The 23,754-nt window shown below is 47.4% G+C and carries 18 protein-coding genes and 1 tRNA gene; 5 read left to right on the top strand and 14 right to left on the bottom strand.

Annotation, left to right across the window (positions count from 1 at the left end; all coding sequences use genetic code 11):
- Positions 1 to 3: 3 nt before the first annotated feature.
- The 13 genes from CIK88_RS05310 to CIK88_RS05245 form a co-directional block, all read right to left on the bottom strand.
- Positions 4 to 996: a hypothetical protein gene (locus CIK88_RS05310; RefSeq protein ID WP_158214645.1), complete on the bottom strand. Its 993-nt coding sequence runs from the start codon at positions 994 to 996 to the stop codon at positions 4 to 6.
- Between the two features lie 108 nt (positions 997 to 1,104).
- Positions 1,105 to 2,088, bottom strand: coding sequence for a FimB/Mfa2 family fimbrial subunit (locus CIK88_RS05305; protein WP_158214644.1), 984 nt, complete (start codon positions 2,086 to 2,088; stop codon positions 1,105 to 1,107).
- A 124-nt stretch (positions 2,089 to 2,212) separates the two neighbouring features.
- Entirely contained in the window at positions 2,213 to 3,925 is a 1,713-nt protein-coding gene (locus CIK88_RS05300) for an Mfa1 family fimbria major subunit (RefSeq protein ID WP_094435009.1), read from the bottom strand.
- Between the two features lie 34 nt (positions 3,926 to 3,959).
- On the bottom strand, positions 3,960 to 5,282 hold the full coding sequence (locus CIK88_RS05295) for a DUF3868 domain-containing protein (RefSeq protein WP_158214643.1): 1,323 nt from the start codon (positions 5,280 to 5,282) through the stop codon (positions 3,960 to 3,962).
- A 19-nt stretch (positions 5,283 to 5,301) separates the two neighbouring features.
- Positions 5,302 to 5,877, bottom strand: a complete 576-nt coding sequence (locus tag CIK88_RS05290) for a DUF3575 domain-containing protein (RefSeq protein WP_094390240.1) — start codon at positions 5,875 to 5,877, stop codon at positions 5,302 to 5,304.
- A 1,416-nt stretch (positions 5,878 to 7,293) separates the two neighbouring features.
- Positions 7,294 to 7,364 (bottom strand) — tRNA-Gln (locus CIK88_RS05280).
- 70 nt (positions 7,365 to 7,434) lie between these two features.
- Positions 7,435 to 8,730: a tyrosine--tRNA ligase gene (gene tyrS, locus CIK88_RS05275; RefSeq protein ID WP_094390946.1), complete on the bottom strand. Its 1,296-nt coding sequence runs from the start codon at positions 8,728 to 8,730 to the stop codon at positions 7,435 to 7,437.
- A gap of 53 nt (positions 8,731 to 8,783) precedes the next feature.
- Entirely contained in the window at positions 8,784 to 9,035 is a 252-nt protein-coding gene (gene yidD, locus CIK88_RS05270; protein WP_094391030.1) for a membrane protein insertion efficiency factor YidD, read from the bottom strand.
- Positions 9,036 to 9,037: 2 nt separating this feature from the next.
- Positions 9,038 to 9,430 (bottom strand): ribonuclease P protein component, encoded by a 393-nt coding sequence (locus CIK88_RS05265; protein ID WP_094390947.1) that lies wholly within the window; start codon positions 9,428 to 9,430, stop codon positions 9,038 to 9,040.
- Between the two features lie 93 nt (positions 9,431 to 9,523).
- Positions 9,524 to 10,273, bottom strand: a complete 750-nt coding sequence (locus CIK88_RS05260; RefSeq protein ID WP_094435003.1) for a uroporphyrinogen-III synthase — start codon at positions 10,271 to 10,273, stop codon at positions 9,524 to 9,526.
- A 7-nt stretch (positions 10,274 to 10,280) separates the two neighbouring features.
- Positions 10,281 to 11,309: a DUF4271 domain-containing protein gene (locus tag CIK88_RS05255; RefSeq protein WP_094435001.1), complete on the bottom strand. Its 1,029-nt coding sequence runs from the start codon at positions 11,307 to 11,309 to the stop codon at positions 10,281 to 10,283.
- A 9-nt stretch (positions 11,310 to 11,318) separates the two neighbouring features.
- Positions 11,319 to 12,578: a methionine adenosyltransferase gene (gene metK, locus CIK88_RS05250; RefSeq protein ID WP_094434999.1), complete on the bottom strand. Its 1,260-nt coding sequence runs from the start codon at positions 12,576 to 12,578 to the stop codon at positions 11,319 to 11,321.
- A 94-nt stretch (positions 12,579 to 12,672) separates the two neighbouring features.
- Positions 12,673 to 13,593: a site-specific tyrosine recombinase gene (locus tag CIK88_RS05245; protein WP_094434997.1), complete on the bottom strand. Its 921-nt coding sequence runs from the start codon at positions 13,591 to 13,593 to the stop codon at positions 12,673 to 12,675.
- A 114-nt stretch (positions 13,594 to 13,707) separates the two neighbouring features.
- Between CIK88_RS05245 and CIK88_RS05240 the strand changes: the two genes are divergently transcribed.
- The 5 genes from CIK88_RS05240 to CIK88_RS05220 all read left to right on the top strand — a co-directional run bounded on the left by CIK88_RS05240 (position 13,708) and on the right by CIK88_RS05220 (position 21,068).
- Positions 13,708 to 15,558, top strand: coding sequence for a 2-oxoacid:acceptor oxidoreductase subunit alpha (locus CIK88_RS05240; protein WP_094434995.1), 1,851 nt, complete (start codon positions 13,708 to 13,710; stop codon positions 15,556 to 15,558).
- Between the two features lie 6 nt (positions 15,559 to 15,564).
- Entirely contained in the window at positions 15,565 to 16,572 is a 1,008-nt protein-coding gene (locus CIK88_RS05235) for a 2-oxoacid:ferredoxin oxidoreductase subunit beta (RefSeq protein WP_094390953.1), read from the top strand.
- A 690-nt stretch (positions 16,573 to 17,262) separates the two neighbouring features.
- Positions 17,263 to 18,363: a redox-regulated ATPase YchF gene (gene ychF / locus CIK88_RS05230; RefSeq protein WP_094390954.1), complete on the top strand. Its 1,101-nt coding sequence runs from the start codon at positions 17,263 to 17,265 to the stop codon at positions 18,361 to 18,363.
- Between the two features lie 75 nt (positions 18,364 to 18,438).
- Complete coding sequence (gene lgt / locus CIK88_RS05225) at positions 18,439 to 19,257, top strand: prolipoprotein diacylglyceryl transferase (RefSeq protein ID WP_094434993.1); 819 nt, start codon at positions 18,439 to 18,441, stop codon at positions 19,255 to 19,257.
- Positions 19,258 to 19,262: 5 nt separating this feature from the next.
- The gene (locus CIK88_RS05220) at positions 19,263 to 21,068 is read left to right on the top strand and encodes a HAMP domain-containing sensor histidine kinase (RefSeq protein ID WP_094434991.1); all 1,806 of its coding nucleotides are present in this window, start codon (positions 19,263 to 19,265) and stop codon (positions 21,066 to 21,068) included.
- 63 nt (positions 21,069 to 21,131) lie between these two features.
- Here the strand turns inward: CIK88_RS05220 and mutS are convergent, their stop codons facing one another.
- Positions 21,132 to 23,753 (bottom strand): DNA mismatch repair protein MutS, encoded by a 2,622-nt coding sequence (mutS, locus tag CIK88_RS05215; protein ID WP_094435060.1) that lies wholly within the window; start codon positions 23,751 to 23,753, stop codon positions 21,132 to 21,134.
- Position 23,754 lies beyond the last annotated feature (1 nt).

Genomic DNA, 23,754 nt, shown 5'->3' with positions numbered 1-23,754 from the left:
TCTTTACATTATTATATCTTCGTCGTATACGCGCTTATTCCATTTCCTTACATGCAGGCTAACAATGATTTTTCCGTCCTCTTTGTATATCAAGAATGTATAGTAGTGGTTGCGCTGAATATCGTATGGTGTGCCTGTAGGCTTGCCGTCGGTATCATAATTGCGAAACTCCAGGGTGTAAGTGCCTTCGTGCTTACCATTTCTGTTCAGATCTACGGTTATTGTCGATGGCGTAGCCCCTGTGCTGGTATTGTCGTATTCTGGTATGTATGTTGCTTTTCTATCCGTCAATCCTATGCTTGCCGCTCGGCTGTCAAGTACGTTTAGCGAATTGTCGAAGCGTATCTCCTGAGTCTTATTTACCGATTGATAGTTCTTTGGCAAACAATATCCTTGAGTGTTATAGTTGTTGATGTGCATGCTACCTATGGAATATCCATACGATGCCATATCCGAGCGCATCTCCACTTTCACCTTCGCCATCGCTCTGAGCAAATATATCTGCTCTGTCATGTCTGTTTGTGTGCCTAATGTAAGTGCTGGCAGCGATGCCACACCCCACATAGGTATATATTTCCTTGTCTCAGTATCTATGTTGTATTTCAAGTCGGGTAGGTCGATTGTGCTTAGTTTCGTAGCATTGCAGTTAGCCACAATCATTATCTTCTTAGCCCTTGCAATATCGTCTTTAGCGTTCTTCCATACTCCTGTTATTGCATATTTAGTACCCGAAGGGTCGCTCATTGGCGTCACCGTTATAGTCTCCACATCTCCAATGATGTTGCCCATACCGTCGCAAATGGCTATACGTAAGTCGTCGGTGTTAATCATATTCTCATCTTCTATGCCTGGTTGCTTAGGGTCGTAGTTGTCCCACCCCTCGTTTGCGGCACGTGTAGATGTAGCGTCGGCAACCATCATTGTGAAGGCGACGCGCACATCGTTCTTGGCGATAGCGCCTACGCCATCGTCGTCCGAACATGCCGTCATTGCCACACACAGCAATGGCACAATAACTGTTCTAATTATAATATTTTTAATATGATAAAACATCAAGTGTCGATATCTTTTTCTATGATAATAAGTATCGTGTTTCTTACATTCCTACATGTCTACATTCTGCAACACCACTCTCCATGAGTTAACGAATATCGAGGCGCTAAGCCAGTTCATGCCGTCGTCTACAAAGAATACGAAGCTATATTCGTCTTGGCGGTCCAAATAGTCTTGGTCGGTCATATCCTTGTTGTAGTTGCCCTTAACGAGCAGCGCATAGTCTACGAGCGGAATGTTGAACACCAGTTTTCCATTTTCGTTGTTATAAACCTTTAGTCGTGGGTTTTTGTTTGCAAACAGTCTGTTCACAGTCATCTCAGCCACCACTGCCGACACCTGTGTTTCGCTCTCTTCTGCGCCCACAATGCCGTCGTATTGCGACCATGGGCGATAAGTTATCGAGTCTTCTTTTATATTGTCGTTATAGCAATCAAGCCATGAGTTGTCGTCGTCAATCTCGAAGCTGAAGTCGCTTGCTTTCAACTTTTTGCCCGAGGCATTCTGTATCACCACTTTTATGTTGTTGGTATTCTTAGTCAGCGGCATGGTGAACGTCTTCACCCCGTAGTCGTCCATTCTCAGGTCTACGTTTCCCATCATACCGTGATACAGAGCGTTAAGGTCGTGGTCCACCTTTCTTCCGTCTCTGTTTATCTTGCAGTCCAGGTTTTCAATACCATCTTCTGCCTTTCCTTTAGTTGAATATTTGTATGATCCGTCATACACGTTTTCGCCCTCTGCCCATACTTGTAGCGAGTATACGCATGGCTTTATGTCGAGAGTAATGTATCCTCCTGCAGCCTCTATGTCGCTTACAGCTTCCGTTTTGTCGAAAACCATTTCTCCGTTCTTGTTGTAAGCATGCAGCGATAGAGTCTTCACCTGTGAGCTGAAGGCATCGGCAAATTTCATATTCTTGTCGTATTTGAACTTCAGCCTTAGTTCTTGCTTACATTCGCCCATGTCTTCGTGCATCATCGAGCACGAGCATGCGATGATGGGCAATAGCATAGCCATGGATGCTACTTTCATTTTGTTCAATATATACGTCAAGTTTATCATAATTCGTTGTTTTGTGGGAGAATTATATAGGAGGTACGGCTCCCCCTCCATGTGTGAGAGCCATACCGCCTAAAAAAAGAGTTGTTAATATTTACTATTTGCCAAGGCTTACATTCTGGTTTACTATGCGCCATTGCAAAACCTGAACGCGGGCAGCCAAAAATGTATTATCGTAAGAAGGCACAGTTGGGTCAATAACCTTATCAGGATTGTATACTGGTGTACCAAAGCCTTTAATACCATTCAAAGTAATCTTGTAGAAGTGGTTGCGCACAACACCATATTCGCCAAGAGTTCCTGCAGTACCAAGGTGCTTTACTGGAACATAGTAGTATGCTTTACCTTCTGTTCTGATTTCTGCCTTATCTGCTCCAATGGCTGCATTAACCACATCTTTACTTACCAATGTATATGTGCCAGTTGAAGATTTTGTGTAATACTCCTTTGTACCAGCAGGATCGTCAACCAAAGTTGGAGTAACTTGATAATTCTTCATAGAAGTAGTAGGCTCAGCAAAGGTGATGTCGTCTTTAGCAAGCTGAGTATATGTAGAACCATTATCAGTACTTGTATAATACTTCGAGAATGTATTTGCCACCTGCGTCTTCAAGTTGTCTATTCCAAGAAACTCCACACCATTATATCTACATATCTCTGCTAAATGCCAATTGTCATTCTCATCTTTGTATTTAAGAGTAGCTGCGACCAAGAATTTTGTCACATTGTTATCATATACATTAGTAATTTTGGCGTCTGGAGTGTTAGGCAATGTGTACAATACGTCATTCATCTTGGCCTTAAAATCTTTATACAAATGATTAACAGGCTGATTGCCGCCAATGCCTGCATCTAATGCTACAGATTGTTCCCAGAAACAACGGTGATAGTCGGATGTTGTCCAAGGGCTAAAGCCTAAATTTCCGTCAGTCCATGATTTGCTTACCTGCTTTTCTATCTCAGCCTTACCGTTCTCGTCAGCCAATCCCCAACCATCGATAACTGCATAAACGTCGTAAGCTCCGATTTTGCCTACAGCTGTTTTTGTACCATATTTGGTAGTTTCCCAGTTAGAACCATCGCCAACCTTAAAGGCATCTTTATCCACATCGGCAGTAACCTTAGCCACAACACGCTCTACATATAGGTCTACTGGCTTTGTCATGGCAGTTTCTTGCGAAGTTGCTATATGACCTGCAACAAGCGAAGCACAAACATCTTCACCTGTATTTACATATACTGAGTTGCTCATTACAAAGTCAGATAGAGCACCTGTAGACGCATCCTTTTTGTAGAAATTTTGACCTACTGCAGCTTTACGAAGTTCGCTCAATCTCATAGTTGCGCCATCCTTGAGAGTTGCAGGCTCAACAGTCTCTGGATTAACAACAGCCATAATAGCAGCAGGAGCAGCATTCTGCTCACCATTGATTACGAGTACGGTTTGCGTAATCTTCTCTACACTTGTTGAGGTGCCAGGAGTAGTGGTATCGTCACCAGGGGTAGCCTCAAGATAGTTTACGCTTCCACCACCTGTTACTCCTGTAACATTAGGATTCTTGATAAGATAAGGCGATCCATCACCATTGAAGAAGTAGAAACGCACCTTTTTGATTTTGCTTTCCTCCGTAGTTCCGTTCTCATAGTCTCCGGCACGGGTAGGGGTTGTTCCCACATTCACAATGTTCACAGCGAGATACTGCGGATCACTACCAGGTTTTGTTGCTCCACCTTCGATGTTGTTGTCCGAACTACATGCACTCATCATCAATGCAGCGCATGCCAAAGGGAAAAATTTTAATATCTTCATAATACTTTGAGTTTAATTATCAATGTTAATTATGTTATTTAATCTCTTCGTATACTTTTCTTGCAGCCTTAGCCTCCTCGCTGTCTCCAGCCTTGTCAAGATAAGGCTTTGCACCCTCGGCATCGCCTGCGTTAAGACGTGTGCAAGCTGCATTAAGGTTGGCTGTTGGATCGTCAGGATACATACGTACCGCTATCTCCATTATCTCGTTGAACTCCTTTGAGCCAGGCTCGTAGGTTTGTGCCACCATATACATCTCGTTTTGCGATAGCAATTGTGGTCGGGTCTTTACCAAAGCCTTGGCCTCCTCAACATTGAATGGGCGCACCTTATATTTAATATGGTAGTCGGAGTGGCGCAGGGCTGGATAGCATACAGCCAGAAGGAATTTGTACTCGTCTGCAAATGCAGCCTTAATCTTAGCCTCGCGTTCGTCTTCCTTTAGCGATGTGTCGTTGGCAAGGTCAAGTATCTGCTGCTTGTGCTCGATGTTGCTCTCGGCTACAAACTTGCGCAGACCGTCCCAGTCTTCTGCCGTGTGCGACACCGTGAAGATGCCTTCGTCGAGCTGCACCATACGCTGCACATACTGTGTAAGGGTGTGCGCACGCTCCTTGGCAAGGCGGTCGTTGTTGTCGAAGCGTCCCTCTGGCGATGCAAATCCGTGGATATTCACTGCCAACACCGTTAGGTTGTTGTCTTCCTTTAGCGTGTTGATAGTTCGTATTATACTGTCGAGCTGTTCGGGATTGCGACGGTACAGAGGGTTAAGCTCGGTGCGGTTTACTGGGAAGTCGATGTAGGCACGCTTGTCCAGCTCGCGTATCTTCTCTGCCACCACCTCTGGTCTTACAAACTTGGCAGTTGGTCGGCGATATTCCATCAGTTCGTATTGTTTGTTGGCAAGGTTGTCGCCACATCCGCAAAGGTCCTCGTTAATACGCACCTTATAGTCAACAAACTTCTTGTCGTAGGTAACAGAGCGCAGATAGGCTATCTGCTGCGGTTTGCCGTTGGTGCGTTTCACGATATAGGCATCAGCACCATAATTGTTGTGGCGGTTGCGCTGCTGCATAATGTGCTGTCGGTTGCCGTTAACCACAATCTTAGGCATAGCCACATCGCCATCGGCAGTTGTTATGGATGGAGAAAGAACAAACTGGTTGTTGGTGGGCATCTGCAGCTGGTCGAGGTTGAGGGTCATCGACAACGTAAGCTGCTTGTCGATATGGCTCACCCTTACATTCTCCACCTTTATGCTGCTGTTGGCTATGGATACACCCTTGCACTCTTGCCCTCGGCATGGACTGACGGCAAGTGTCAGAAATGTCAATATGTAAAGAAAGTTCTGTTTCATATCGTTTTTCAGCTTTGTTCTATAATACATATATCAGCGATAGTGCTGCCTTGGTAGGTCCAAAGTAGTTGGTGTGGCTGCTCTTAAGTTTTCTGCCACATGTGCCACATTTATATTTGTCGTACTTTATAAAGTCGTAGCCTATACCAAGTGATGTCTCAAGATTCCAATGTCTTGACAATGGCCATTGGTATCCGCCGCTTACGCCTCCGCCAATGAACCATCCCTCATAGCGGTGATTCTTCTGTGTGGACAGCAATCCAAAGGGAAAGTCTACCCCACTAACGTTAAACTCACCTCCCATGAGATGAGCTCCAACAAACCAACCGTTGAAACTCTGGCAGAACCAGTATCTATACTCGGGCGTAAACGACCAATGACGCAATGTAGAATGGTCGCCTCCCGACTGTTTCCAAGGGTTTAGTCCGAAAAACATTTGTGCTGTATGATTCTTGTCTATCGAAACCTCGGCTCCGATATTAGGTGTGGTAGTAGCCCAGTAAAGGAAGTTTGTCTTTACGGCTAAATTCTGAGCGGACAGTTGCGAGCTTGTCATTGACAATATGACAACAATGAATAATGCCAACTTTTTCATAAATATACATATTCAGGATATGAGTGTCTATGCCTCTATTTTTGTGTTTGTTGGGGTATACTTCAATCCTTAGTTGTTTTGTTTTATCTGTTGTTGTGTTTGGGGTGGTTATTTGTATTTTGTTATTTTATGTCTGAAGCGTGTTGTTCATTTATGTTTTGTTGTTAAATAAGTTATTATTATAACTTGTGGCAAAGTTACAAATAATTGTGCAAACAGAAAAGAGTTAGGTCTGTAATTTTATGTTATTTTTCATCTGCCATCTGCCGCCTTTAGGCAAACATCGCTGTAACACGATGAATGTCTGTGGGTTATAGGGTGGAAGATAGGGTGGCAGATAAAACGAAAAACTTTGTTGTCGTGTAATGAGCTACGAGGAGCGTCGCCGCCTCGGCGACGAATTAGAAAAGGTTCATCCAGAATATGGAGTGACAGAAGTGTAAATTGCAGTTTATCGGGGAGGTTGGCATGCTAATGTTCGTGTAATGAACGTATAATATATGGTTCGTATAATGGACGTATAATTTTACTTGTAGATATTTGCTTGGAGTTCCCTTGCCTATAGTTCCTTGGATAAAAAAATTTCGTGTGCGACATAAAAATCACGACATTCATATATCTCAACACCACAAACGACATACAAGGTAAGATATACATACATTTTATCGCAAATTTCATCCAACACCCAGCCATTTTTCGTTCGCTTCTCGATCACTTCTCGTTCGTCCCTCGTTCGTCTCTCGTTGTGCTTTCGTTCGTTATTCGTTAGCCGATCGAGGACATAACGAATAACGAACGAGAAAACAGCGAAAAAACAACGAAATGACGACGAGAAGACGACGAGAGCCAATCGAAACGGCGACGAGAGGCAAACAAAGCAATCTGTCAACCACAACCTCCAACCATTATGCCTGTTTTCAGCCATTTACAAGGCGCGTGCTGCAAATCAACCCACCGGATGGTACACCCTAAGCACAAGACAAAGCAAATGGCTGTAATGAGCTCTTTTTACCAACACAAAGTCTGAAACTGCTCGCGCGCGAACCTATTAATATCCGACAAAACCTTTCAAACCCCATCACATGTTGTCACCCCCTGAACAGGAACACGAACTGACCATTTTCCCATGCCACAACATCCACTGAAAGCCATCTGACGCACATTATAACCAATTACAGTTCAAGCACACACAATAACTAACCATATTTAAACAACAAAAAGGCGACACAAGACCACTGTATTAAAATTGATTTACAGATAAAACAAAATAATATAACACAAACATTTACAACTCATTCGATTATCCTATCATAAAAGCACATAACCTTTTTTCTGCGAGTTAGAAACAGAAATAATCAATAGCAAAAGGCTGGACTCATTTGTGAGAGTCCAGCCCTTTTGCTATGGCCTGGAATGTTGTCCTAGGCGGATTCGAACCACCACAAACAGAACCAAAACCTGTTGTGCTACCATTACACCATAGGACATACATACCCGTTAGCGGCTGCAAAGGTACGCAAAATTTGGCGTTCCACCAAATTTTTCCTTCAAAAAATATTATTTTACTACCAACAGATAGTAGTTCTTCTTACCTTTCTGTGCCAGAAGATACTTTCCATCGATGAGATCTTCGGCTGTAATAGGACGATTCTGGTCGGTCAGCTTCTCCTTGTTGAGACTTACACCGCCTCCCTGAACCATTTTGCGCATCTCGCCCTTTGAAGGGAATACAGGTGCTGCAACGGTAAAGAGTTCGATGGCAGACTGCCCCAACTGGTCTTTGCCAATCTCAAACTGAGGAACTCCGTCGAATACATCGAGGAAGGTTTGTTCGTCGAGACGCTCCAGGCTCTCCTTGGTAGATTTACCGAAAAGGATAGACGAAGCCTCGATAGCGGTGTCAAGCGCCTCCTGCGAGTGAACCATGACAGTAACTTCCTCTGCCAAACGCTTCTGAAGAATACGGCGACCGGGGTCCTGTTTGTGTTCTTCGACCAGTGCATCGATCACCTCCTTCTCCAGTGAAGTGAAGATTTTGATATAGCGTTCCGCATCATCATCGCTCACATTGAGCCAGAACTGATAGAACTTATAAGGTGTGGTGCGCTTAGGATCGAGCCAGATGTTACCACTCTCGGTCTTACCAAACTTCTTACCGTCGCTCTTGGTGATGAGTGGGCAAGTGAGTGCAAAGGTCTCCACATCGTTGCCAAGGGTACGGCGGATGAGTTCTGTACCTGTGGTCATGTTGCCCCATTGGTCGTTACCACCCAACTGAAGTTTCACACCTTTGTGCTGATAGAGGTAGAGGAAGTCGTAGCCCTGAAGCAACTGATAGGTGAATTCGGTGAATGACAGTCCGTCGCGTGCAGTTCCATTGAGACGTTGCTGCACACTTTCCTTAGCCATCATATAGTTAACGGTAATGTGCTTTCCCACCTCTCTTGCGAAATCGAGGAAGGTGAAGTCCTTCATCCAATCGTAGTTGTTGACCATCTCGGCGGCATTTGCTTCTTTAGAATCGAAGTCGAGAAACTTAGCCACCTGTGCTTTGATGCACTCCTGATTGTGATAGAGTGTCTCATTGTTCAGCAGATTGCGCTCCTGACTCTTACCTGAAGGGTCGCCAATCATACCGGTAGCTCCACCCACCAGGATGAATGGTTTGTGGCCGCAACGCTGCAAATGGCGCAACATCATGATACCACAGAGGTGACCGATGTGTAACGAATCGGCAGTAGGGTCAGTACCCAAGTATGCCGAAACCATTTCTTTCTGGAGCAGTTCTTCTGTGCCAGGCATCATCTGTGCCAGCATTCCGCGCCAGCGAAGTTCTTCTACAAAGTTCTTCATATACTATATTGTTTTTAGATTTCCTGTATGTTGTTTCAAGTTGTGGGCATGGTTCACGGCACGGGGTCATAACCCGAACCGCCCCATGGATTGCATCTGAGGATGCGCCAAATGGCAAGTGCAAGTCCTTTGACAGGGCCATGCTTGATGAGTGCCTGACGTGCATATTCGCTGCAAGTGGGTGTGAATCGGCATGACGGCGGTGTATATGGTGTGATAGCCACCTGATAGAAACGGATGGGTAGCAGCAACAACCACACCAAGATGCGCGATATAATCTTTATCAGACGACGTACCCACTGCATCATCATAATTTCTCTGCTATGCGGTTCAACAGTTTGTTTATCTTCTCTGCCACCACCTCAGAAGGGAAGAGTTCGTCGGCAAGCCATACAAATCCCACCATCAGTGCACGCCCCGACTGCTGTTCTACAGCCTCAACAATAATTTGCTTATTGAGTCGGTATGCTTCGCGCAACTGTCGTTTGACGCGATTACGCTTGACGGCCCGTTTGAAATGGCGTTTAGATACGCTCATCAGTACCTTGACAGGCGGTTCGCCCTCGTGGCGTTCAGTCTCTCTCCAGACTGCCCTGATAGGGAATGAAGCCACAGAGCGGCTGCCTGCCCTGTCGAAGAGTTGTTCTGTGAGTCGCAATCCACACAACCGCTCTTGCTTGTTGAGCGTATGGGTAGCCATGGTGATATCTGTCTATACCTTATTTATATATAGAGGCTCGGTCATCCACTAACGGATAAGACCTCGCCATTGGGATAGCGCAATGTTGCGCAGTTAGCCTTTGTGCTCTTCCAGATAGTGTTGAAGTGCACCAGTCATTGAGGGATATTGCTTTGAAGGAGCTTCCAAGTCGACGCGCAATCCTGCATCCTGAGCAGCCTTGGCTGTAGCAGGACCGAAGGTTGCGATAGCCACTTTTCCCTGATCGAAGCCGGGGAAATTCTTGGTGAGTGACTCAATTCCCGAAGGACTGAAGAACACCAACATATCGTAATCGAAGTCTTTTGCTTCCTGTTCGGTAAAGTCGTTGCTCACGGTGCGATACATCACGCACTCGCGATGCTGCAGTTTTTTCGACTCCAGCAACTTAGCTACCGATCCACTGTTTACATCACTCATTGGCACAAGATATTTCTCTGTCTTGTGCTTAACCATTGTAGGCAGCAAATCGTCAATCTTTCCAGTATTTCCGAAGAACACTTTGCGCTTGCGATACTGCACGTATTTCTGTATATACAGCGATATTGTCTCTGTCACACAGAAATATTTCATATCTTCAGGAATGGTGATACGCATCTGCTTTGCCAGCGTGAAGAAATTGTCGATGGCGTGACGTGAAGTGAAAACAATTGCCGTAAAATCGAGAATGTTTATTTTCTGCGCACGAAACTCTTTAGGTTCCAGTCCTTCAACCTTGATGAAAGGACGGAATACAAACTCTACGTTATATTTTTCCGCAATATCAAAATATGGCGATTTTTCACTTATTGGTTTCGGTTGCGAAATGAGAATCTTCTTGATCATCGGTGTCCTAAAAATTTATTTGCAGATAATTTCCTATGAATACCGCTATACTCCAAAAAACAAGCAACGGTACTATTTCAAGGGTGCAAAAGTACAAAAAAAATTGCAAATTAACGAGTTTTCTATTGAAAAAGATGGTCAGACACTTACTGAGCGACATGATTTTAACCAAAATGGCCACGACAGCAACGCACGTAATGCTGGTTTCCGGACTTAGACCGAAATAGGCATGCAGCAACACGACAGGGAACAAAAGCACTCCTTCCACCGATAAAAGAAACAAGGAGGACTTTATCCATTGTTCATTTTTTTTCTTTCCAAAGAACACCAGATTGACCCACGTACTAAGGAGGAGCTTACCTGTGAAATATGCCACTGTCAATCCAAAGAAGATGGCTATGAGTTGGTAGTTGGACTGAAGTGTGAAGGTGGTGCCGATAAAGTTTAGCGTATAGAAATAGCACACCAGTGCCACTAACAGGCTGGTGACTAATCCTAAGAAAAACTGGAAGCGCATCTCACTACTTGTCTCCTTCACCTCGGTGATTCCTTCTGCAGGTCGATAGAAGAACGCTTTGAATTGGCGAGCCACGAAACGACGGGCATGGGAGAATGCCACAACGGCAGCCAGGAAACATACCACCAGCATAGAGGTGATGAGGTCATCGTTATGGATGCTGTAGGGCACGGGTGAACCGGCAATACCGATACGTCCACCGGAGAGTTCGGGGTGGAACATGGCATTGTGGGAGAAGAATCCTTCGCGATAATACTGCGGGAGTTCTGCCTTCAACAGATCGTGACCCGCATCATGTCCCGGCAGATGCAGGGTGTCGGGGCGCGTACTCCATCGGATGGGTGCCGGCTTGAAATGGGCTTGAATGGCAGAGTCCTGCTGAGCAGGCGTAGCATTGCGAGGCAACCATCTGAGCACCTGAGCCGGTGTCAGTTGGCGCACGGGTGCAGCACCAGTTGCCGACGCAGTGTCGGCATGTGCCGTATGTTGACTATGCGCAATGCTGTCTGCCTGTTGCACGGAATAGAATTAAAGTGCGAATTCGCGTTTGATATCCTCTACCCGATCGAGCTTTTCCCAAGTGAAGAGCTCTACATCGATGGTTTTTGTCTCATGATAACGACTGGTAAAGGTTTTCTTCACCACTTCGGGATGACGTCCCATGTGACCATAGGCTGCGGTCTCCAGATACATGGGCTGGCGCAACTTCAACTGGCGCTCGATGGCTTTTGGACGCAGGTCAAACAGTTTCTCGATGCGCTGTGCTATCTCGCTGTCGGTCATATTCACACGTGAACGACCGTAAGTATTGACGTAGATATTCATCGGACGTGCCACACCGATGGCATAGCTCACCTGTACCAACATCTCGTCGGCTACTCCGGCAGCCACCATGTTCTTAGCGATATGGCGTGCGGCATAGGCAGCAGAACGATCGACCTTAGAAGAGTCTTTACCAGAGAAAGCACCGCCACCGTGTGCACCCTTACCTCCGTAAGTATCTACAATGATCTTACGACCGGTAAGTCCGGTATCTCCATGAGGACCACCGATAACAAACTTACCCGTTGGGTTGACGTAGTACTTGATCTGATCGTCGAAGAGCCTGAGCACCTTCTCGCTCTTGATCTGTGCTTTAACGCGTGGTATGAGGATGTTGAGCACATCAGCCTTGATTGTGGCAAGCATGCGCTCGTCGTCATCGTCAAACTCATCGTGCTGGGTTGAAACGACGATGGTATCGATGCGTTCGGGTGTTCCGTCGTCGCTATACTGTACGGTCACCTGACTCTTAGAGTCGGGGCGGAGATAAGTCATCTCCTTTCCTTCGCGACGAATATCAGCCAAAGTGCTTACGATAAGATGTGAGAGGTCGAGCGAAACAGGCATGTAGTTCTCTGTTTCATTTGTTGCATAGCCAAACATCATGCCTTGGTCGCCGGCGCCTTGGTCTTCGTCATCCTCACGGTCAACACCACGGTTGATGTCGTCGCTCTGTTCGTGGATGGCGGTAAGCACGCCGCAGGAGTCTCCGTCAAACTGATATTCGGCCTTGGTATAGCCGATTTTCTTGATGGTATTGCGGGCAATGGCCTGCAAGTCAATATATTCACTGCTTCTAACCTCACCCATGATAACCACCTGTCCGGTAGTTACAAAGGTTTCGCAAGCCACACGAGCATGCTCGTCGTAAGCCAGAAACTGATCGAGTATGGCGTCACTGATTTGGTCAGCCACCTTATCGGGATGGCCTTCAGATACTGATTCTGATGAGAAAAGGTATGACATGTTTATCTTCTTATATTTTTGTTTTCGGCTGCAAAGTTACGCAGATTTCGGGATATGACAAAATAAAACGGCGGTGTTCTGCAAGCATTTATACCTATTTAACCTCGTTTTTGACGTTACGCGGATGATGTTCCAATATCTGCTGGCGTAGCGTACTCATATCCACATGGGTATAAATCTCGGTGGTGGCTATGGATTCGTGGCCCATCATCATTTGTATGGCACGCAAATCGGCACCTCCTTCCAGCAATGCCGTAGCAAACGAATGTCGAAGGGTATGGGGAGAGATGGTTTTCTGAATACCGGCAGCCACAGCCTGGCGCTTGATCATGATGAGTATCATGGTTCGGGTGAGATGCGCCCCACGTCGGTTGAGGAACACATAATCTTCCTCGCCGGGCTTGATATTCATCTGCCGACGGTCGGCAAACCAAAATTCAATTTCGTCGAGGGCTTTCTGCGAGATGGGTACGAGACGCTCTTTAGATCCTTTGCCCACCACTCTGATGTAGCGCTCTTGTATGAAGAGGTTGCTGAGCTTGAGTGTGACGAGTTCGCTGACACGCAGTCCGCAGGAAAAAAGCGTTTCGATAATCGCCCTATTGCGCTGCCCTTCCCATTTGGTGAGGTCTATGCTTGCCTTGAGCATATCCACCTCGCGGGTGGAGAGTACCTCTGGCAGATGAGTGCCGAGCACCGGACTCTCCAACAGTTCCGACGGATCGTCGTCACGCCAACCGTCGGTCTGCATGAACCGAAAGAAGGAACGCACCCCACAGAGTATGCGACACTGGGAGCGTGGCCCGATGCCGATATCGTGGAGTGTAGCAGCGAAATGTTGCAGGTCAGGCAACTGCACATCAAACACATCTTTGTTTTCATCGCGCAGATAGCCCAACAACTTCTGCAAATCGCGCTCATAGGCATCGAGCGTATTGTCGGAAAGTCCGCGTTGCAACCTCAGGAAACGCAAGTATGGACGTACGTAGTCTTTGCTATTTTTCTTCATATTCATTCACAAAATTACTGCAAAACGCGCAAAAAACAAAATATATATGCTTTTCTTTTTGTTATTCCGCTTTTAATCGTACCTTTGCAAACACATTTAGCAATTTAGATTTTTATTTTTATGGCTGAAGAATTAGAAATCAAGGAGCTCGACCAGGTAGTCGTACGCTTCTCGGGTGATTCCGGTGACGGTATGCAGTTGGCCGGAAACATCTTTTCTACGGTGAGCGCCACCGTAGGTAATGGTATTTCCACTTTCCCAGATTATCCGGCAGATATCCGTGCCCCACAAGGCTCGCTGACCGGTGTCAGCGGATTCCAGGTTCACATCGGTGCTGGCAAGGTCTATACCCCTGGTGATCAGTGTGACGTGCTTGTAGCCATGAACGCTGCAGCGCTGAAGACACAGCTGAAGTATGCCAAGCCCCAAGCCACCATCATCATCGACACCGATTCATTCGGTCCGAAGGACTTGGAGAAAGCACAGTTTGCCACTCCCGACTATCTCGGCGAACTCCATGTAGATCCCGATCGTGTCATCCAGTGCCCGCTCACCACTATGGTGAAAGCGTGTCTGGCAGAAAGTGGCATGGACAACAAAGCCATTCTGAAGTGTCGCAACATGTTTGCGCTGGGTTTGGTTTGCTGGCTCTTCAACCGCGACTTGAACCTCGTTGCCAATTTCTTGCGTGAGAAATTCGCCAAGAAACCTGCCATTGCCGAGAACAATATCAAGGTGGTGCAGGCTGGTTACGACTACGGTCACAATACCCATTCATCCGTACCGGCTACCTATCGCATCGAATCGAAGACCAAGGTGCCCGGACGCTATATGGATATCACGGGTAACAAGGCTACTGCCTACGGTCTTATTGCTGCTGCCGAAAAGGCAGGTCTGCATCTCTTCTTAGGCAGCTACCCTATCACTCCAGCCACAGATATTCTTCACGAACTGTCGAAACACAAGTCATGCGGTGTCATCACCGTACAGTGTGAAGACGAAATCAGCGGATGCGCTTCAGCCATCGGTGCTTCGTTTGCCGGAGCATTGGCTGCTACCAGCACCTCCGGACCTGGTGTATGTCTGAAGAGCGAAGCGATGAACTTGGCAGTGATCGACGAGTTGCCACTGGTTATCATCGATGTACAGCGTGGCGGTCCTTCTACAGGTCTGCCCACCAAGAGCGAGCAAACCGACTTGCTGCAAGCTCTCTTCGGCAGAAACGGTGAGAGTCCAATGCCCGTTATTGCCGCACTGAGCCCCACAGACTGCTTTGACGCCGCCTACGAGGCAGCAAAGATAGCGCTCGAACATCTGACTCCCGTCATCCTGCTCACCGATGCTTTCATCGCCAACGGATCTGCTGCTTGGAAGTTGCCAACCATGGAGGGACTCCAAGCCATTAAGCCTCACTACGTAACTCCTGAGATGAAGGGCCACTATACCCCATACTTCCGCGACGAAGAAACAAAGGTTCGCTACTGGGCAATCCCCGGACAGGAGGGCTACACCCATATCCTTGGCGGACTGGAGAAGGACGGTAATACCGGTGCCATCTCTACAGATCCTGAAAACCATGACCAAATGTGTCGTCTGCGTGCCGAGAAGGTGGCTAAAATCCCCGTTCCCGACTTGCAGGTACTGGGCGACAAAGACGATGCCGACCTGCTCATCGTAGGTTTCGGATCTACTTACGGTCACCTTGTAAGTGCGATGCAGGAACTGCAAGCCAAAGGCTACAAAGTGGCACAAGCCCAGTTCAAATATGTCAATCCACTGCCTAAGAACACGGCAGAGGTACTCTCGAAATATAAGAAAGTGGTCATTGCCGAGCAGAACCTCGGCCAGTTGGCTACTTGGCTGCGTGCCAATGTAGATGGCTTAGTGCCCTACCAGTTCAATCAGGTAAAGGGACAGCCATTTGTAGTGGCAGAGTTGGTAAAGGCATTTGAGGACATTTTAAAGAAGTAAAGCGTTATGAGTGAATATACATTCCAAGACTATAAGAAGGGACAGCCACGTTGGTGTCCGGGTTGCGGCGACCATTTCTTCCTGGCGTCGCTCCATAAAGCCATGGCAGAAGTGGGTGTTGCACCCCACAACATGGCAGTCATATCGGGTATCGGTTGCTCCAGCCGTCTGCCCTATTACGTAAACACCTATGCCATGCAGACCATCCACGGTCGTGCTGCAGCTATTGCTACTGGTGCGAAAGTGGCTAACCCAGACCTCTGCATCTGGCAGGTCAGTGGCGACGGTGACGGTCTTGCCATCGGCGGTAACCACTTCATTCATGCCATGCGTCGTAACATCGACCTCAACATGATTCTGCTCAACAACCGCATCTACGGTTTGACAAAAGGTCAGTACTCGCCCACCTCACCCCGTGGCTTCGTTTCTAAGTCGAGCCCCTATGGCACGGTAGAGGATCCATTCCGCCCCGCTGAACTCTGTTTCGGTGCTCGCGGTCACTTCTTTGCCCGTAGCGTTGCCACTGATGCTGCCGAGACTCAGGACATCCTGAAGGCTGCTTACCAGCACAAGGGTGCTGCCGTTTGCGAGATTCTGCAAAACTGCGTTATCTTCAACGACGGTTGCCACGAGTCGGTATATACCAAGGAAGGCCGCAAGAAGAACGCTATTTATGTGCGCCACGGCGAGAAACTCGTGTTCGGTGAGAACAACGAATTTGGTCTGGTGCAGGAAGGTTTCGGCCTGAAGGTCGTGAAAATCGGCGAAAACGGCTATACTCTCGATGATGTATTGGTACACGATGCCCATTGTGAGGACAACACCCTGCAGTTGAAGTTGGCTATGATGTCCAACGAAAACGGCTTCCCCATCGCCCTCGGTGTTATCCGCGACGTTGACGCACCTACTTACGACGAGTCGGTACACGTACAGCTCGATGAGGTATCGAAGCAGAAGAAGTATCACAACTTTGCCGAACTGCTCGAAACCAACGACATCTGGGAAGTGAAATAAAACGCACTGACACCCTATAACCATCAACGATATGGGGCTGCAACAGCATTCGTGCCTGTTGCAGCCCTTGTTGTTGGACTGCATCCTCCCACTAACTACCGTAAGCACGGCATTTCCCGTGCTCTCCTATGGTGCATCGGTTTTCATCGTCTCTCCACAATCTTCCACCCCCACATGACACAACAGGGCATAAAACAACCGTTTCCAAGTCATCTTCCAAAAGCCACATAATCTGCTAACCACCACCACTTTGCAACACTACAAAAGGCACTTTCCTCAGCAAATCAATTTGAATTGCTCAGTAAATCAATTTGAATTGCTCAGCAAATCAATTTGAATTGGTCAGCAAATCAATTTGAATTGCCATCAAACATAAGTGACATGGGCAGGTAATGATGCCACCACACAGCAGCAATGTATAGGGCAAAAACACGTCATGCCCTATTCCTTGCTTGACAGCACAACCTCTTCATGCAGAAAAAGTATTACCAAAACGCTTTATCTTGACATTTTTTAACCAGCATTTTCCAATAATTCCCCTGTTAACTTGAATTCACACCGACATATGACCACCATAATTGCGCCATCTGTTATACTATTTGTGCAAAATTGATAATTATTCCGTTTTTTGTTTGGCAATTAGCCGATTTATTGATAAATTTGCACTAAAATAGAAATAAACGAAGAACTATGTCTTTAAAATGTGGTATAGTGGGACTTCCAAATGTGGGTAAGTCCACTCTTTTCAACTGCCTGTCAAGTGCAAAAGCTCAGGCTGCCAATTTTCCATTCTGCACGATAGAACCCAACGTCGGAGTAATCACAGTACCCGACGAGCGACTCACCAAACTTGCTGAGATAGTACACCCAGGACGCATCGTACCCGCTACTTGTGAAATAGTGGATATTGCAGGACTGGTAAAAGGAGCATCCAAGGGAGAAGGACTCGGTAATAAATTTCTGGGCAACATCCGCGAAACAGATGCCATCATCCACGTGCTCCGCTGCTTTGAAGATGATAACATCACCCACGTAGATGGCACCATCGACCCCATCCGCGACAAAGAAATCATCGACACCGAACTGCAGTTGAAAGACCTGGAGACCATCGAGAGCCGTTTGGCAAAAACCGAAAAGGCTGCCGCTGCAGGCAATAAAGATGCAAAAATAGAGGTGGCTGTGCTCAAAGCCTATAAGGAAGTGCTCGACCAAGGAAAGAACGCACGCATCGTAGAGTTTGAGAGCAAAGACGAACAAGACTGCGCGCGCAACCTCTTCCTGCTGACTGCAAAGCCCGTGCTCTATGTGTGCAACGTCAGCGAATCGGATGCCAAAGAGGGCAACGACTACACCCGACGTGTTGAAGCACTGGCACAGGAGGAAGGTGCCGAAGCCATGGTGATAGCCGCCAAGACCGAGGAAGACATTGCCGAACTGGAATCATACGAGGACAAACAGATGTTCTTGGAAGAACTCGGACTGGAAGAGAGCGGTGTGAACCGACTCATCAAGAAAGCCTACTCCCTGTTGAACCTCGAAACATTCATCACCGCCGGAGAAATGGAAGTCAAGGCATGGACCTACCACAAAGGATGGAAAGCGCCGCAATGTGCCGGAGTTATCCATACTGACTTTGAGAAAGGATTCATCCGTGCAGAGGTCATCAAATACGACGACTATATCCAGTATGGATCAGAAGCCGCTGTACGCGAAGCCGGAAAAATGGGCATTGAAGGCAAGGAATACATCGTGCAGGATGGTGACATCATGCACTTCCGCTTCAATGTATAAGTCATGGCGCCCCTTTCCATGAAAGGTGGCGCAACGGACACTAACTCATTGATTACTTAAATTCATCTACGAGACATGCTTAACCTTATCAACTTCATTGTCTGGAACCCCAGCATCTCATTCGGACCATTCCGCTGGTATTCCCTATGCTGGCTTCTCGGACTGGCGCTGGCCTATTTCACCGTGCGCCGCCTCTATCGCGAACAGCACATCAAAGACGAGTATTTTGATCCGCTATTCTTTTATTGCTTCGTGGGAATACTTGTCGGAGCACGTCTCGGTCACTGCATCTTCTATCAACCCGACTATTTCCTCACCAGCGGAAAGGGATTCGTAGAGATGTTGCTGCCCATCCATTTCATGGCAGATGGCGGATGGAAGTTCACGGGCTACGAAGGTCTCGCCTCCCACGGAGGTACCCTCGGACTGATGATAGCCCTCTGGCTCTATGTGAAGCGCACCAAACTCAGCATCTGGACCGTACTCGACAATATCGCAATAGCTACGGGTGTGACCGCCTGCTTTATCCGACTCGGCAACTTGATGAACTCCGAAATCATCGGAAAGGTTACCGATGTGCCCTGGGCATTCATCTTTGAGCGTGTCGATTCAGCACCACGCCACCCTGGACAACTCTATGAAGCGATTGCCTACGCCATTCTCTTTGCCATCATGTGGCCACTCCATAAGCGCATGACAAACCGCATCGGAACCGGTTGGTTCTTTGGATTCTGTCTGACATACATATTCACTTTCCGTTTCTTCATAGAATACACGAAAGAAGTGCAAGAGGCTTTCGAGGCTTCGCTACCGCTCGACATGGGACAAATCCTGTCCATCCCCTTCATTATCATCGGCATCTGCTGCATGTTCAGAAAACCTAAAAAGGAATAGCCACTATGCGAAACCTGCTCCTTCTCATCATCCTGTCACTGTGTGGAAGTATCACCACACAAGCGTCACGCCATTCGCAAGATACTGCCTATGTAAAAATGACACTCCACTACTTTGACCTCTACCAAAAAGGCAAAGACGAGAAGGCGTATTACAATGCGGCAAAGCAGATGAAAGACTATCTGCTGGACCACAATGATAAGGAGCTATATTATACCATTCGCAGTCAGGAAGTGATTTTCGATGCCAATCTGGGCAAGACCTACAGAGCCTTGCAGAAGGTGAACACCATTCTGAAAGACATCGAACAGGAGAAAAACAAAGACTCCTATGTACAACTCATCGACTACACGCTCGGCAGCATTTACCACCTGAGAGGCAACTACCGACTGGCAGAATACTACTATAAGAAAGCCAATGAGAAATGCGCACCAACGGATTCACCGTCGCGCATGGACATCTATTCGCAGATGGCAGAACTAAAACTCGTTGGTTCGCCTAAAGAAGCAGACCAGTGGATAGAGAAACTGGGCGATCTCACCCGTGCCAGCCATAATCCAGAATACCACAAAGCCTATCTCATGCTAAAAGGAAAACTATACTTCTATCATAAAGACAGATGGAACTTTGATAAAATCTATCGGGATTTCTTCAGTATTCAAAGAAAACATCCCGAATTTGACAACGACGGTGTGGCACTCATGAAAGCCATGGATCTGGCTTTCTCAGGCGACTATCAATCAGCACTGCAGTTGATCAATGCCGACAACAACGAGATTGAAGCAATCGACAAACCGGGATTGCGCATCCAAATCTACAAGATGATGGATCGCTATGACCTTGCCCTTGATGAATTTCGCAAGATTAAAATGCGTCGCGACTCGCTGGATACCGACATGCTCTTCGACAGTATGAGCGAAATAGATACGCAGATGTCGATCTATAACCGTACCAAACACATGGCAGACAAGAACCGCAAGATGTTGACAGCATCGCTCTTTACCATCTGCGTCATGCTCACTCTGGCACTCATATCCATCATCTACCACCATCTGATGCGCCGCCGCTATCAGAAAACCATCGAGCAAAAGAACCGTGAACTCAGTGTGGCACTGGAGCAAGCCACGGAGTCGGACCGTATGAAGACAGCATTTATCGAACATGTCAGCCATGAGATACGCACACCACTCAATATCATTACAGGATATGCGCAACTCATCGGCAATCCAGAATACGAAATATCGCCCGAAGAACATACGGAGATGGTGAACAGCATCAATGAGAATAGCAACATGATCACCACCATATTCAACGAATTGCTCGATATTGCACAATACAGCAGCAATAAAAAGTTTGTTTGTGAGGATATGGTAAACGTTGGAAGTCTCTTAAAAACCATCATCGGAGATGCTGAAGAAAAGAACAAGGGACGACTGCAACTGATTGCCGAGAACACCGAGCCAGACGACTTCACCATCAAGACCAATAAGATTGCACTGTGTCGTGTGCTCTCACAACTGATGGACAATGCCATCAAATTTACGAAGAGTGGATCGGTAACACTCGGTTTCCATGCCGACAAAGCGTCGAAGACCTTACAGTTTACCGTTACCGATACAGGTATCGGCATACCGTTGGCTCATCAAGAAAAGGTGTTCGACAGATTCTACAAAGTAGATCTGTTCAAACAGGGATTCGGTCTCGGACTCCCCATTTGCCGCAAAGTCAGCGAACTGCTTGGTGGTACTATTGTGGTTGACAAAGACTACGTTGGCGGTGCACGCTTCATCCTTACACTGCCCATGCTGTAAGGATGAAACGCCACGGCTATGTTTTCAAACAAAGACTTTTCTGATTTTCAGATACGGAATCGTTTATTTCCCAGAAACGATTCTACGGATTTCGTTCAGTTTGTTGAGTGCCTCAACGGGGGTAAGGTTGTTGATGTCCAACCCTAATATCTCATCGCGAATCTGACAAAGCACAGGGTCGTCGAGTTGGAAAAACGACAACTGCATGCCTTCCCTGCTATCGGCAATAGCCGCAGTAGGCTTACCTGCCGTGCCCACTTGCGCATTGTCTGCCTCCAGTTGTTGAAGAATCACGTTGGCACGCTTCACAATGGACTTCGGCATACCGGCTATTTCTGCCACATGGATACCGAATGAATGTTCCGAACCGCCCTTCATCAGTTTGCGCAGGAATATCACTTTGCCATCCTTCTCCTTCACACTCACATTATAGTTGCAGATGCGTTTGAAGTTTTTCTCCATCTCGTTCAACTCGTGATAATGGGTGGCAAAGAGCGTGCGAGCCTGTGCGCGCTGGTTTTCATGCAGATATTCCACAATAGCCCATGCTATTGAGATACCGTCGTAAGTACTCGTTCCACGTCCCAGCTCGTCAAAGAGCACCAGTGACCGTGGTGTAACATTATTCAATATATTAGACGCCTCGGTCATTTCCACCATAAAGGTAGATTCGCCGAGCGACAGATTATCGCTGGCACCAACACGGGTGAATATCTTATCCACCAATCCTATATGTGCACTGTCTGCCGGTACAAAGCTTCCCATCTGTGCCATGAGCACGATAAGGGCGGTCTGGCGGAGCAAAGCCGACTTACCTGCCATATTTGGACCGGTGATAATCATAATCTGTTGACGTTCGCGGTCCAAGTGAATATCGTTGGGCACGAAATGTTCGCCTATCGGGAGTTGCTGTTCTATCACAGGGTGACGACCCTGACGGATGTCGATCACATCGGTTTCGTCGATGACCGGTCGCACATAATGGTTTTCCTCAGCCACCTTGGCTGCCGACAACAGGCAGTCGAGATAGGCCACCACCTGTGCATTGGTCTGCAGTTGTGGGATGATATCCTGCAAGGCTGTGACCAGTTCGGCAAAGAGCCGTTGTTCAAGTGAAAGGATTTTATCCTCCGCACCGAGTATCTTCTCTTCGTATTCCTTCAGTTCCTGGGTGATGTAACGTTCGGCTTGCGCCAGCGTTTGCTTGCGAATCCAGTCGGCAGGCACCTTGTCTTTATAGGTGTTGCGCACCTCCAGATAATAGCCAAACACATTGTTATAGCCGATTTTCAACGAAGCAATTCCCGTCAATTCTGTTTCGCGCTCCTGTATCTTCATCAGGTAGTCCTTACCCGAATAAGCAATATTGCGCAAGTCATCGAGTTCGGTATCGACGCCAGAGCGTATCACCCCACCGCGTTGCACCAGTTGTGGCGGATCGTTGTTCACTTCGCGTTCTATTCTATCGCGCAGTTCTTCACACAACTGCAGTTGGCGCCCTACCCGCACAATAGCGTCATTGTCGGCAGACAGACAGGCCTGTTTGATGGGAGCTATGGCTTGCAAAGCAGTTTTCAACTGCACCACTTCGCGAGGTGAAACCTTTCCTGTAGCCACTTTGGAGGCAATGCGCTCCAAGTCGCCGATGCGCTGCAACTGATCATCCACACACAGTCTGAACTCCGGTTGACGGAAGAAATAATCCACCACATCAAGGCGTTCGTTGATGCGCTTAGGATCTTTCAACGGAAAGACGACCCATCTACGCAACTGGCGACCGCCCATCGGCGATACGGTGCGGTCTATCACCGACAGCAATGACTTACCGTCTTCCTGCATCGTGCCCAACAGTTCGAGCGACCGTACGGTAAACTTATCCAAGCGCACATAGCGGTCTTCCTCAATACGGTTGAGCGATGTGATATGTGAGATATGGTTATGGAGGGTCTGTTCCAGATACTGAAGGATGGCACCGGCAGCCACCATGCCGCTTTTCAAATGGTCAACACCGAAGCCTTTCATCGACTTCACATGGAAATGGCGCAGCAGTTTCTGTTGTGCAGCCTGTTCGGTAAACACCCAGTCTTCCATTTCAAAGGTACAAAGCCGCACACCGAAGTTGCGTTCAAATTCTGCTTTGCGGTTGTGGTTATAGAGCACCTCCTTCGGTTGGAAGTTGGACATGAGTTTCTCCACATAGTCGGCAGTGCCTTCACCGGTAAGGAATTCGCCCGTTGAGATATCGAGGAATGCCACACCGCATAGTCCTTTACCGAAATGTACAGCAGCCAGGAAGTTGTTTTCCTTATAGTTCAGCACATTATCCTGCATGGCAACACCCGGTGTCACCAGTTCGGTAATGCCACGCTTCACCAGTTTTTTGGTCAACTTCGGGTCTTCCAACTGGTCGCAGATAGCCACACGCATACCTGCACGAATGAGTTTCGGCAGATAAGTATCGAGTGCATGATGCGGGAAGCCCGCCATGGCATCGCCTTTGGCGCCTGCACCGTTGTTTCGGTGAGTCAAAGTGATGCCCAACACCTGCGAGGCAGTGATGGCATCGTCGCAATAGGTCTCATAAAAGTCACCGCAACGAAACAACAAGAGTGCCTCAGGGTGCTTTGCCTTGAGGTCGAAAAACTGTTTCATCATCGGTGTGAGTTCCTTTTCTTTCTTTGCCATC

It is taken from the genome of Prevotella sp. P5-50, assembly GCF_002251295.1.
Taxonomy (GTDB): Bacteria; Bacteroidota; Bacteroidia; order Bacteroidales; family Bacteroidaceae; genus Prevotella.
The sequence above is the reverse complement of the archived record's forward strand: the minus strand, read 5'-3'. Positions and strand labels throughout refer to the sequence as shown.

Coding starts and splice junctions, on each gene's coding strand:
- CIK88_RS05305 (WP_158214644.1), bottom strand. CDS start 2,088: ATGAAAGTAGCATCCATGGCTATGCTATTGCCCATCATCGCATGCTCG.
- CIK88_RS05300 (WP_094435009.1), bottom strand. CDS start 3,925: ATGAAGATATTAAAATTTTTCCCTTTGGCATGCGCTGCATTGATGATG.
- CIK88_RS05295 (WP_158214643.1), bottom strand. CDS start 5,282: ATGAAACAGAACTTTCTTTACATATTGACATTTCTGACACTTGCCGTC.
- CIK88_RS05290 (WP_094390240.1), bottom strand. CDS start 5,877: ATGAAAAAGTTGGCATTATTCATTGTTGTCATATTGTCAATGACAAGC.
- tyrS (WP_094390946.1), bottom strand. CDS start 8,730: ATGAAGAACTTTGTAGAAGAACTTCGCTGGCGCGGAATGCTGGCACAG.
- yidD (WP_094391030.1), bottom strand. CDS start 9,035: ATGCAGTGGGTACGTCGTCTGATAAAGATTATATCGCGCATCTTGGTG.
- CIK88_RS05265 (WP_094390947.1), bottom strand. CDS start 9,430: ATGGCTACCCATACGCTCAACAAGCAAGAGCGGTTGTGTGGATTGCGA.
- CIK88_RS05260 (WP_094435003.1), bottom strand. CDS start 10,273: ATGATCAAGAAGATTCTCATTTCGCAACCGAAACCAATAAGTGAAAAA.
- metK (WP_094434999.1), bottom strand. CDS start 12,578: ATGTCATACCTTTTCTCATCAGAATCAGTATCTGAAGGCCATCCCGAT.
- CIK88_RS05245 (WP_094434997.1), bottom strand. CDS start 13,593: ATGAATATGAAGAAAAATAGCAAAGACTACGTACGTCCATACTTGCGT.
- CIK88_RS05240 (WP_094434995.1), top strand. CDS start 13,708: ATGGCTGAAGAATTAGAAATCAAGGAGCTCGACCAGGTAGTCGTACGC.
- CIK88_RS05235 (WP_094390953.1), top strand. CDS start 15,565: ATGAGTGAATATACATTCCAAGACTATAAGAAGGGACAGCCACGTTGG.
- ychF (WP_094390954.1), top strand. CDS start 17,263: ATGTCTTTAAAATGTGGTATAGTGGGACTTCCAAATGTGGGTAAGTCC.
- lgt (WP_094434993.1), top strand. CDS start 18,439: ATGCTTAACCTTATCAACTTCATTGTCTGGAACCCCAGCATCTCATTC.
- CIK88_RS05220 (WP_094434991.1), top strand. CDS start 19,263: ATGCGAAACCTGCTCCTTCTCATCATCCTGTCACTGTGTGGAAGTATC.
- mutS (WP_094435060.1), bottom strand. CDS start 23,753: ATGGCAAAGAAAGAAAAGGAACTCACACCGATGATGAAACAGTTTTTC.